11 protein-coding genes are annotated in these 11,503 nt (G+C 68.4%); 1 reads left to right on the top strand and 10 read right to left on the bottom strand.

Going from position 1 to position 11,503, the window contains the following annotated elements:
* Positions 1–8: 8 nt before the first annotated feature.
* The 10 genes from V6M56_RS21440 to rpsF all read right to left on the bottom strand — a co-directional run bounded on the left by V6M56_RS21440 (position 9) and on the right by rpsF (position 10,165).
* Positions 9–749 carry an SDR family NAD(P)-dependent oxidoreductase gene (locus V6M56_RS21440; RefSeq protein ID WP_332686872.1) on the bottom strand — a complete coding sequence of 247 codons (741 nt, stop codon included), beginning with the start codon at positions 747–749 and terminating at the stop codon, positions 9–11.
* A gap of 156 nt (positions 750–905) precedes the next feature.
* On the bottom strand, positions 906–2,378 hold the full coding sequence (purF, locus tag V6M56_RS21435) for an amidophosphoribosyltransferase (protein ID WP_332686870.1): 1,473 nt from the start codon (positions 2,376–2,378) through the stop codon (positions 906–908).
* A 29-nt stretch (positions 2,379–2,407) separates the two neighbouring features.
* A complete protein-coding gene (locus V6M56_RS21430; protein ID WP_332686868.1) occupies positions 2,408–3,106 on the bottom strand; it encodes a CvpA family protein in 699 nt (232 codons plus the stop codon).
* Positions 3,107–3,299: 193 nt separating this feature from the next.
* A complete protein-coding gene (gene radA / locus V6M56_RS21425) occupies positions 3,300–4,721 on the bottom strand; it encodes a DNA repair protein RadA (RefSeq protein WP_332686866.1) in 1,422 nt (473 codons plus the stop codon).
* Positions 4,722–4,890: 169 nt separating this feature from the next.
* The gene (gene alr, locus V6M56_RS21420; RefSeq protein ID WP_332686864.1) at positions 4,891–6,021 is read right to left on the bottom strand and encodes an alanine racemase; all 1,131 of its coding nucleotides are present in this window, start codon (positions 6,019–6,021) and stop codon (positions 4,891–4,893) included.
* Positions 6,018–7,511, bottom strand: coding sequence for a replicative DNA helicase (locus V6M56_RS21415; protein ID WP_332686862.1), 1,494 nt, complete (start codon positions 7,509–7,511; stop codon positions 6,018–6,020). Before V6M56_RS21415 ends, alr begins: the two co-directional genes overlap by 4 nt.
* A 169-nt stretch (positions 7,512–7,680) precedes the next feature.
* Complete coding sequence (gene rplI, locus V6M56_RS21410) at positions 7,681–8,247, bottom strand: 50S ribosomal protein L9 (RefSeq protein WP_332686860.1); 567 nt, start codon at positions 8,245–8,247, stop codon at positions 7,681–7,683.
* A gap of 37 nt (positions 8,248–8,284) precedes the next feature.
* A complete protein-coding gene (locus V6M56_RS21405) occupies positions 8,285–9,229 on the bottom strand; it encodes a DUF2232 domain-containing protein (protein ID WP_332686858.1) in 945 nt (314 codons plus the stop codon).
* Positions 9,230–9,469: 240 nt separating this feature from the next.
* Complete coding sequence (gene rpsR / locus V6M56_RS21400; protein WP_038367644.1) at positions 9,470–9,715, bottom strand: 30S ribosomal protein S18; 246 nt, start codon at positions 9,713–9,715, stop codon at positions 9,470–9,472.
* Positions 9,716–9,718: 3 nt separating this feature from the next.
* Positions 9,719–10,165: a 30S ribosomal protein S6 gene (gene rpsF, locus V6M56_RS21395; protein WP_332686805.1), complete on the bottom strand. Its 447-nt coding sequence runs from the start codon at positions 10,163–10,165 to the stop codon at positions 9,719–9,721.
* A gap of 345 nt (positions 10,166–10,510) precedes the next feature.
* Here rpsF and fabD point away from each other — a divergent pair, with 345 nt between their 5' ends.
* On the top strand, positions 10,511–11,461 hold the full coding sequence (gene fabD, locus V6M56_RS21390; protein WP_332686803.1) for an ACP S-malonyltransferase: 951 nt from the start codon (positions 10,511–10,513) through the stop codon (positions 11,459–11,461).
* The last annotated feature ends 42 nt before the right edge of the window (positions 11,462–11,503 follow it).

The following is an 11,503-nucleotide window of genomic DNA, read 5'->3' as shown; positions in this document are numbered from 1 at the left end:
GCTTCCCTCTAAGCCGGCATTTGCGGCGTCAGAACCTTGCCCTGCGGGAAGTCGAAGATCTTGCCGGTCTCGCGCCAGTCGGGCGAGGCGAGCCGGACCAGATGCGGCGCCAGTTCCTCCGGCGTCTTCAGCGTCTGCGGGTCCTCGCCCGGCATCGCCTCGGCCCGCATGCGGGTCCGCAGCGGCCCCGGATTGACCAGCATGACGCGCAGCGGCGTGTTCTCGGTCTCGTTGGCGTAGCTGCGCGCCATGGCCTCCAGGGCGGCCTTGGAGGCGGCGTAGGGCGCCCAATAGGCGCGGCAGTTATGCGCGGCGCCCGAGGATAGCAGGATCACCCTGCCGGCATCGGAGGCCTGCAGCGCCGGCTCGACCGATTTCAGCAGGCGCCAATTGGCGGTGACGTTGATGTCGAGGACCTTCGCCCATTCCTTGGCGCTGGCATGGGTCAGCGGCGAGAGCGGGCCGAGGATGCCGGCATTGGCCAGGACGATGTCGAGCTTGCCCCAGCGCTGCAGCAGGGCCGGCCCCAGCCGCTCGATCGCGCCGGCATCGGCGAGGTCCGCCGGCACCAGCGTGGCGCTGCCGCCGATCGCCTGGATCGCGTCGTCGAGCTCCTCGAGCGCGCCGGTGGTGCGCGCCAGCGCCACGACATGGGCACCGGCTTCGGCGAAGGCGAGCGCCGCAGCGCGGCCGATGCCGCGCGAGGCGCCGGTGACGAGCGCGACGCGCCCCTGCAAAGGCTTGGTCATGATGATAGCCGTTCCGGTTCGATCAGGCTTTCGTCATTCCGGACAAGCCGCGAAGCGGCGCAGCTCCGGAATCCATCGGAGAGTTCGAAGCCTACGATGGATTCCGGCGCTCCGCTTCGCTACGGCCGGAATGACGTGGAGGGATGAACAAGGGCGTCAACCCGCTTCCGCCAGCAGCGACAATTTCTGCTTGGCGCTCTCGCCGATCACATCGGTCAGCGAGGTCGGATAGTCGCCGGTGAAGCAGTGATCGGTGAAGGCAGGGCGGACCGGATCGCGCCCGGGATGGCCCATGGCGCGATAGAGCCCGTCGATCGAGAGGAAGGCCAGCGAATCGGCACCGACGAAGCGCCGCATCTCCTCGAGCGAATGGGTCGCGGCGAGCAGCTTCTCGCGGTCGGGCGTGTCGATGCCGTAATAGTCGGGATGGGTGATCGGCGGCGAGGAGATGCGGAAATGCACCTCGCGGGCGCCGGCCTCGCGCATCATCTTGACGATCTTCAGCGAGGTCGTGCCGCGCACGATCGAATCGTCGACGAGCACGATGCGCTTGCCGGCGACGACGCTGCGGTTGGCCGAGTGCTTCAGGCGCACGCCGAGCTCGCGCACCTTCTGCGTCGGCTCGATGAAGGTGCGCCCGACATAGTGGTTGCGGATGATGCCGAGCTCGAACGGCACGCCGCTCGCCTGGGCGTAGCCGAGGGCTGCTGGCACGCCGGAATCCGGCACCGGTATGATGACGTCGGCATCGGTCGGAGATTCGGCGGCGAGCTGGGCGCCCATGCGCTTGCGCCGCTCATAGATGCTCTGGCCCTTCACGATCGAATCCGGCCGGGCGAAGTAGATGTATTCGAAGATGCAAGGGCGCTCGGCCACCGGCGGGAAGGGCTTGTGGCTTTCGATGCCATGCTCCGAGATGACGATGACCTCGCCGTTCTCGACCTCGCGGACGAACTTGGCGCCGATGATGTCGAGCGCGCAGGTCTCGGAAGCCAGGATCGGGCAGCCGTCGAGCTCGCCGAGCACCAGCGGCCGGATGCCGAGCGGATCGCGCACGCCGATCAGCTTCTTGTTGGTCATGCCGACGAAGGCATAGGCGCCCTCGATCTGGCGGATCGCATCGACGAACCGGTCGATGAAGCGGGTCTTGCGGCTGCGCGCCACCAGATGCAGCAGCACTTCGGTGTCGGAGGTCGACTGGTAGATCGCGCCGTCGCGCACCAGGTTGCGCCGCAGCGTCAGCCCGTTGGTCAGGTTGCCGTTATGCGCGACCGCGAAGCCGCCGCCATGCAGCTCGGCGAAGAGCGGCTGGACATTGCGCAGGATGGTCTCGCCGGTGGTCGAGTAGCGCACATGGCCGATTGCCTGCTTGCCCTTGAGCTTCTCGATCACGCTGGCATCGGAGAAGGCGTCGCCGACCAGGCCGAGCTGGCGCTCGGTGTGGAAGCGCTGGCCGTCGAAGGAGACGATGCCGGTCGCTTCCTGGCCGCGATGCTGGAGCGCGTGCAGGCCGAGCGCCGTCAGCGCCGCCGCATCGGCATGGCCGAAAATGCCGAAGACGCCGCATTCCTCGCGCAGGCGGTCGGCATTCGGGTCGAACGCAGCCTCGCTATCGCGGATATGGCTCATCTTTGGCTCCATCGGGACAGGCTCTCCAGTCAGGGGCGGGGAGCGGCCGGGGCGGTCGTTCCGGTCGGGCCGTTCGAATCGATTACGCGCTGCAGCGCCTGCCGGTCGGTCGTGGCGGGCGCCTGGGTGCGCCGCTGCGGGTCGGCAGGAGGCGTGCCCGCTGGCGGGGTGCGCGGCTCTTCGGCCGGCGCCTCGGTCGGCTCGGTTCCGCTCTTCGGCTGAAGCAGCTTCTTGACGAATTCGGAGTCGATGTCCTGCGGCAGCATGGTCAAGAGGCTGCGTCCGGTCTCCTCGAGGATCGGCTTGGCCCGTGCGTCGCGCGCCCAGGACGGCTGCATCTTCTCCGGCACCAGCGCGGTGAAGAAGAGATAGCCGACGACCGCGAGCAGGAGGCCGCGGCCGGCGCCGAAGACGAAGCCGAGCGTGCGGTCGAGCGCACCGATGCGCGAATCGAGCACGAAGTCGGAGATGCGCGCCGTCACCAGCGAAACGACGATCAGCGTCGCCAGGAACAGGCCGGCGATGACCACGACGAGCGCGACCGTCTTGTTCGGAATGTGCTGCTGCGCGATCGGCAGAAGCTGCGGATGGAATACCCAGGCGACGATCGCCGCGGCGGCCCAGGAGGCGATCGCCAGGACCTCGCGCGTAAGGCCGCGCACCGCCGCGAGCAAAGCGGAAACGAGAACCACGCCGACGACGACGAGATCGAGAAGGGTCACAGGCATTTCGGGGCCGCTTCGCTGAAAAATCGGGGCCAGCTCGCCAGAGATGGGGAGGCCAGGCGGTTTTTGCTATACAAGCTCGCGTGTCGCGCGTCACCCATGCAGTCGGCTCATTTTGCACCGCGAGAGCCGGGTCCGATCGGGTTATCCAACCCGATCGGTGAATCCGTCTCTCCACTTTCAGATCGAGACCGTTTTACCGGTCAGCTTGCGGAGCACGCTGACCGGAACGGGCTCGAGGTGCGGTGGCAGCGATCTCCGCGACGAGTTCGCCGACATGGCCGAGCCGCTTCAGGCCAAGCCCGCCGCCATCGCCGGTATCGGCGCCGCCGGCAGGCAGGACCGCGCTGCCGAAGCCCAATTTGGCAGCTTCGCGCAGCCGCGCCGCTGCGACCGAGACCGGGCGGATGGCGCCGGAAAGCGCGATCTCGCCGAAATAGACCGCGCCGGCCGGCAGGACCGCTCCGGTCAGCGAGGAGACCAGCGCCGCCGCGACCGCGAGATCCGCCGCCGGCTCGCCAACACGCAGGCCGCCGGCGACGTTGAGATAGACGTCGTGCTGGCCGAGCTTCAGCCCGCCATGGGTCTCCAGTACCGCCAGCACCATGGCGAGCCGGCTCGTATCCCAGCCGACGACGGCGCGGCGGGGCGTGCCCAGCGCCGTCGGCGAGACCAGCGCCTGGATCTCGACCAGCACGGGGCGCGTGCCTTCCATGCCGGCGAGCACGGCGGCGCCCGGCGCGCTCTGGTCGCGCCCGGCCAGGAACAGGGCCGAGGGATTGCCGACCTCGGCGAGGCCGAGGCCCGTCATCTCGAAGACGCCGATCTCGTCGGTTGCCCCGAAACGGTTCTTCTGGCCGCGCAGGATGCGGAAGGCATGCGCGCCTTCGCCCTCGAAGGAGAGCACGGCGTCGACCATGTGCTCGACGACGCGCGGGCCGGCGATCTGCCCGTCCTTGGTGACGTGGCCGACCAGGATCAGGCAGGCGCCCGAGGTCTTGGCGTAGCGGATCAGTGCCTGGGCCGAGCCGCGCACCTGCGTCACCGTGCCCGGCGCGCTCTCGACCTCGCCGGACCACATCGTCTGGATCGAATCGATCACCACGAGGGCGGGGCGCTCACCCTGGCCGAGCGTCGCGATGATGTCCTCGACATTGGTCTCGGCGGCAAGATCGACAGCCGCCTCGGCGAGGCCCATGCGCTGCGCCCGCAGTCGGACCTGGCTGGTCGATTCTTCGCCGGAAACATAGACGACGCGCCGGCCGGTCAGCGCCATCGCTGCGCAGGCCTGCATCAGCAGCGTCGACTTGCCGATGCCGGGGTCGCCGCCGATCAGCAGCACCGAGCCGGGCACGAAGCCGCCGCCGGTGACGCGATCGAGCTCGCCGATGCCGGAGACGATGCGCGGCGCATCCTGCGTCTCGCCCTTCAGGCTCTCCAGCGCGAAGATGCGCCCGCGGGCCCGCCCGCCGGAGGCCCTGCCGCCGCCGGGCACCGGCGCGGCCTGCGCCTCCTCCGACAGCGACGACCAAGTGCCGCAGGCGTCGCATTTGCCCTGCCAGCGATGATAGACCGCGCCGCAGGCCTGGCAGGTATAGGTCGGGCCGCGCTTGGCCATTATTCGCCGACCCAGATTGCAGGACCTGCTCGATCATCCCGGACGAGCCGCGAAGCGGCGTCGATCCGGGATCCATGCCTGAGCTTGGCTCGGATGGGCTCCGGCATGGATCCCGGGTCTCCTTTCAGTCGCCCGGGATGACTGCGCGGCGTTGTTTGGAACATCCCGGCTACAGCCCGACATAGCGCCGGGCATGGCGCCGGCCGAGGCTGGTCAGGATCTCGTAGCCGATGGTCTTGGCGCCCGCGCCGACAGCTTCGAGGTCGAGCTCGCCGCCGATCAGGATCGCCCGCGCACCGCGCACCGCGGCGCCAGGCGGCGCGTCGGAAACGTCGACGATGATCAGGTCCATCGACACCGTGCCGACGAAGGGACAGCGCACGCCGCCGATCAGGGCCGAGCCGCCGGGCGAGGTATCAGTCCAGCTCGCATTGCGCGGATAGCCATCGGCATAGCCGAGGCCGATCGTGGCGAGCCTGCGCCGGCCCTTGGCGGTCCAGCGGCCGTTATAGCCGACCTGCGTCCCGGCCGCGACTTCGCGGACCTGGATGATGCGGGCCTCCAGCCCGACCACGGGCTGCATCGGATTCGGCCTGCCGGGGGTCGGGTTGCCGCCATAGAGCGCATAGCCCGGCCGGGTGAGCTGGTAGGACGGACAGCCCTCCAGGAAATGCCCCGACGAGTTCTTCAGCGAGGCCGGCACGCCCGGAAACGCTGCGACGATCTCGGCGAAGGCCGCGATCTGGCGCGCGTTGGCGGGATCGGCCACGTCCTCCGAAGAGGCGAAATGGCTCATCACCAGCCCGATCTCAGCAGCGGCGATCACACCCGAGCGCTCGCGGGCGAGGTCGAGCCCTTCGCCGGCCCAGAGCCCGAGCCGGTTCATCGCCGTGTCGACATGCAGCGCGGCCGGCCGGACCTTGGCCCCGCTCTGGCGGAATCCCGCCCATTCGAGCAGTTCTTCATGCGATCCCAGAACCGGCGAGAGATCGTGCTCGGCATAGGCTCCGCAGCCATCGGGCGGGAGGCCGTTCAGCACATAGACCGTTGCATCCGGCGCGGCGGAACGGGCGCGGATGCCTTCCGACAGATGCGCCACGAAGAAACTGCGGCAGCCGGCACCGGCGAGCGCCGTCACGGCCGGCTCGATGCCGATGCCATAGGCGTCGGCCTTGACCACGGCGGCGGCTTCCGTGCCGGCGAGGGCGCCGAGCGCGCGCCAGTTCGCCACCAACGCATTAAGATCGACCGTCAGGAGCGGGCCGTGGCCGGCGTTCTCCGGCGCGTCGAAGACGGTCATTCGAGGCGCTCCGGCAGGTGGCTCTGGTCGGCCCGGTCGGAGAAGCGCGTCACGTCGGCGTCGAACTGCAGGGCGACGCTGCCGGTCGGGCCGTGGCGCTGCTTGCCGATGATGAGCTCGGCCAGGCCGTGGGCCGCCTCCATCTCGATCTGCCACTTGTTGTGCTCTTCGGTGCCGGGGCGCGGCTCCTTGCCCTTCAGATAATATTCTTCGCGGTAGACGAACATCACCACGTCGGCGTCCTGCTCGATCGAGCCCGACTCGCGAAGGTCGGAAAGCTGGGGCCGCTTGTCGTCGCGGCTTTCGACCTGGCGCGAGAGCTGGGAGAGCGCCACGATCGGAACCTCGAGTTCCTTGGCCAGCGCCTTCAAGCTGGTGGTGATCTCGGTCAGCTCCTGCACCCGGTTCTGGTTGTTCTTGGCCGAGCCGGCGAGCAGCTGGAGATAGTCGATGAACAGGACGTCTAGGCCCTTCTGGCGCTTCAGCCGTCGGGCCCGCGCCATCAGCTGCGCGATCGAGATGCCGCCGGTTTGGTCGATATAGAGCGGCAGTTTCTCGATCTGCGCCGCGACGTCGCTGAGCCGGGCGAATTCGCCCTCGGTGATCCGGCCCTGCCTGATCTTGTAGGACGAGATGCTGGACTGCTCGGCGACGATACGGGTCGCGAGCTGGTCGGACGACATTTCGAGCGAGAAGAAGCCGACGATGCCGCCATCGACGGATTTGAGCGAGCCGTCCTCCTGGCGCTCGCCGCGCCAGGCCTTGGCGATGTTGAACGCGATATTGGTGGCGAGCGAGGTCTTGCCCATGGCGGGGCGCCCGGCGAGCACGATCAGGTCGGAACGCTGCAGGCCGCCCATCCGCTGGTCGAGGTCGCGCAGACCAGAGGAAATGCCCGAGAGCCCGCCGGCGCGCTGGAAGGCATTGGCCGCCATGTCGATGGCGAGGCGCATCGCGGTGTCGAATTTCTGGAAGCCGCCCTCGTAGCGGCCCTTTTCGGCGAGCTCGTAGAGCCGGCGTTCGGCCTCCTCGATCTGCTCGCGCGGCGCCATCTCGACGGGGGCGTCATAGGCGACGTTGACGAGGTCCTCGCCGACGCCGATCAACTGCCGGCGGATGGCGAGGTCGTAGATGGTGCGGCCATAGTCCTGGGCGTTGATGACGGTCGTCGCCTCCGCCGCCAGCCGTGCCAGATATTGCGAGGCGGTGATGCCGCCGAGGTCGAGCTCGCCGACATAGGTCTTCAGCGTGATCGGCGTCGCGATCTTGCCGTTGCGGATCAGCCCGGCCATCAGCTCGAAGATGCGCCGGTGCAGCTCCTCGAAGAAGTGCTCGGGCAGCAGGAAGTCGGAGACCCGGTAGAACGCGTCGTTGTTGACCAGGATCGCGCCCAGCAGCGCCTGCTCAGCCTCGATATTGTGAGGCTGGACACGGAAATTGGCCTCGCGGTTGTTGTCGAGGCGGGCGACGAGGGCGGTCGCGGTGGACATGGTCGACGAGCGCTTCGGTTCGGGTGAGTCGGGATAGTCTCAATCTACCACCCTGACGGCCTGCGCCAGCATCGCCTTTATTCAATCACCGCTCTGCACAGGCGAATGCATGAAAAGGGCGCCGTGTTGCCACGGCGCCCATTGACTCCGGCAGGAGCCGGAAAAGTGCTCAGCGATCGTCGTCGTCGCCGGATTCGGCCAGCGCCGCACCGACCTCGAGGCCGAGATCGTCGAGGTCGAAGGCCTCGCGGGCCGTGACGTTCTCGCCGCGCACCTGGCGCTCGGCTTCTTCCGCCGAACGGGCGACGTTGACGGTGACGGTGACCGAGACTTCCGGATGCAGCACGACCGGGACGGTGTGCAGGCCGAGCGTCTTGATCGGCGCGTTCAGGGTGATCTGGCCGCGATCGACCGAGAAGCCGTCGGTGCTCAGCGCCTCGGCGATGTCGCGGGTCGAGACCGAACCGTAGAGCACGCCCGATTCGCCGGACTGGCGCAGGATCACCACCGAATGGCCGTTCAGCGTCTCGGCGACCGAATCGGCCTCGTGCTTGAGCTCGAGATTGCGGGTCTCGAGCTGGGCGCGCTGGTTCTCGAAGCGCTTCTTGTTCTCTTCGGTGGCGCGCAGGGCCTTGCCGCGGGCGAGCAGGTAGTTGCGGCCATAGCCGTCGCGCACGCGCACGGTCTCGCCCATCTGGCCAAGCTTGGCGACGCGTTCGAGCAGGATCACTTCCATGGTCTTCTCTCCTAGGTGTTTCTTCGAGGGGTTGATTTCAGGCGGCAGGCGGCGTCGGCGATCTGCGCCGGCGCAAGTCGAACAGCGCGTCGGCGATGCCGAGCAGCGCGAGGAAGGGGAACACCGTGATCAGCATGATCAGCAGCGCCAGATAGACCGCGAACAGGGTCGGCATCCGCCACGGCTTGCCGCGGCTGAGATCGTGGATGGCAGCGAGCCCGGCAAGGCCGAAGGCCGCGATCAGCGCCCCGGTGATAGCGCCGCCGGCGAGGCCGACGAAACCGTCCATCAGGCTCAGCACGACGCCGGCGCCCAGCGCCGCGACCGCCTTGGCTGGCAACCGCGTGGCCGGGATGAAGGGCCAGGGACGCGGCAGGCGGCCTGAAAGCCGGACGGCCTTCGCCGCCAGCCAGAGATTGGCAACGATCATCGGGACGAAGGAGGCGCCGGCGGCGGCCGGCACCAGCGCGGCGAGGCGGGCCGCGAGATCGGCGACATCGATGCCGCTCGGCAGGCGCATCGCCGGCGCGACGCCTTCGCCGCCGCTGAGCACGAGCTCGAGCCCGCGGGTCATCACGCTGCGATAGGTCTCGTAGTCGGGAGAGATCGCCAGCGCGCCGCCGACCGTCACCAATGCGGCGATCGCCGCGATCCAGACCAGCAGCCGCCCGAGCGGGTACCATTCGCTGGTGCCGGCGCCGTCATCGCGTGCGAGCAAAGCGAGAAAGGCGATCCACCAGGCCGGCAGCGCCGCGCCGATGGCGAAGGCGAGACCGAGCGGGAGCTTCAGGGCGATCGCGACCGCGGCCGTGCCGCACGCGGCGGCGACCAGGCCGGCACGGTGGTTCCAGCCGAGCGCTGCGATGAAGACCGGCAGCGGGGCGACATAGGACAACAGCAGCGCCAGCGGCGATCCGGTGATCACCACTGTGAACAGAAGGGCTGAAACCAGCCCGGCGCCGATGCCGACGATGGGTAGCATGTCCGTCCTGCTGTCCCGCTGCTCTCGCGCGCATTCCGTTCGACCGGTCCGGTCGAACGATCAGAATTCGCGCCAACTGAGTTGGAGCATGTTCTGATCGCAAAAGTGGAAACCACTTTTGCGGAATAGGCTCTCGGCAGGGTGAGAGGGCTTTCGCCTCAACATACCCGGGGGGATTTCACCGCCGGGCGACCGAGAATTGCAAGGGACCGGCGGCCAGGGCCGCCGGTCCCGGTCCGCTCAGCGGATGACGTAGGGCAGCAGCCCGAGGAAGCGGGCGCGCTTGATCGCCTGGGCGAGCTCGCGCTGCTTCTTGGCCGAGACGGCAGTGATGCGCGAAGGCACGATCTTGCCGCGCTCGGAGATGTAGCGCGAGAGCAGGCGCACATCCTTGTAGTCGATCTTCGGAGCGCCTTCGCCCGAGAACGGGCAGGACTTGCGGCGGCGGAAGAAGGGGCGGCGGGCGCCGGCAGATGCGGTCGACATGGATCAGGCCTCCCCGGCAACGGTTTCGGTGGCTTCGTCTTCGCGGCGCGGACGCTCGCGACGCGGGCCACGGTCGAAGCGATCGCCGCCCGGACCACGGTCGAAACGGTCGCCGCGCTCGTCGCGGTCGCGCTTCTGGAGCATGACCGACTGGCCGTCCTCCAGCGCCTCGACGCGGATGGTCATGAAGCGCAGCACGTCTTCATTGATGCGCATCTGGCGCTCCATCTCGGCCACGGCGGTGGCCGGGGCGTCGATGTTCAGCAGCGAATAATGCGCCTTGCGGTTCTTCTTGATGCGGTAGCCGAGGGACTTGACGCCCCAGTACTCGACCTTGGCGACCGAGCCGCCATTCGCCTCGAGGATGCCCTTGAACTGCTCGACAAGGGTCTCGACCTGCTGCGCGCTGACATCTTGTCGCGCGAGCATCACATGCTCGTACAATGCCATGAGTGGCCTTCCTTCTTTCACCTGCTTCGTCCGGCGCGGAGCCCTCCGAGCCCTGGATAAGGCCCGACAGGATTTCATCGAAGGCGGAGACACGGGATGACGGCCCCTGGGAAGAGAAGCCGAACGGAGCTGTCCAAAAAAGGGAACCGCTCCGCCATCCGTTCAGCCTCCGGCCGAACAAGCAGAGGGCTCGTTACAGGCAGACGGCGCTTCACGCAAGCCAAAAACATCGGGAAATACGCCCGCAAGTCCCGTTTCGAGGCGTCGACGCCTTGACTTGCCCGCCCGCACGATGCGACTGCGCCCGCAATGTTAACCAAGCGTGATCTTCAGGACCCTTCCGACATGGCGACGGCTTTCATCTTCCCCGGGCAAGGTTCGCAGGCCGTCGGCATGGGCAAGGGCCTGGCCGAGGCCTTTCCGGCGGCGCGCGCCGTCTTCGACGAGGTCGATGCGGCTCTGTCGCAGAAGCTGTCGGCATTGATGTGGGATGGCCCGGGCGAGGAACTCACCCTGACGGCCAACGCCCAGCCGGCGCTAATGGCGGTGAGCCTGGCGGTGATCCGCGTGCTCGAGGCGGAGGCAGGGCTGTCGCTTGCGCGCGACGCGGCCTTCGTCGCCGGCCATTCCCTCGGTGAATACTCGGCGCTGGCCGCGGCCGGCACCTTCTCGATCTCCGATGCGGCGCGGCTCCTGCGTATCCGCGGCGACGCGATGCAGAAGGCCGTCCCCGCGGGCGAGGGCGCCATGGCGGCGCTGCTCGGCGTCGAGCTGGAACAGGCGCGCGCCATCGCCGCCGACGCCGCCCAGGGCCAGGTCTGCGAGGTCGCCAACGACAATGGCGGCGGCCAGGTCGTGCTCTCCGGCGCCAGGGCCGCAATCGAACGCGCCATCGCGCTCGCCGGCGAACGTGGCGTGCGCCGGGCCATGCTGCTGCCGGTTTCGGCTCCCTTCCATTGCGCCCTGATGCAGCCGGCGGCCGAAGCGATGCAGGCTGCGCTGGCGGAAGTCGCCATGAGCGCTCCGGTCGTTCCGGTGATGGCCAATGTCGGGGCGGCGCCGCTTGCCGATCCTGCCGCCATCCGCGCCTCGCTGGTGGCGCAGGTCACCGGGACGGTGCGCTGGCGCGAATGCGTCGAGGCGATGGCGGGCGCCGGCGTGACCCGGTTCTTCGAGGTCGGCTCCGGCAAGGTGCTAGCCGGCCTGGTCAAGCGCATCGCTGCCGGCACGGCCGCATCCTCGATCGGCGCGCCGGACGATATCACGAGCTACAAGGCCCAGAAGGATTCACTCTAGCTACAAGGCCCGGAAGGGTACGTTCTAGGGCCGGGTTCGATC

The sequence above is a fragment of the Allobosea sp. genome (assembly GCF_036675845.1).
Classification (GTDB): domain Bacteria; phylum Pseudomonadota; class Alphaproteobacteria; order Rhizobiales; family Beijerinckiaceae; genus Allobosea.
This window is presented reverse-complemented; position numbering and strand designations above follow the sequence as displayed.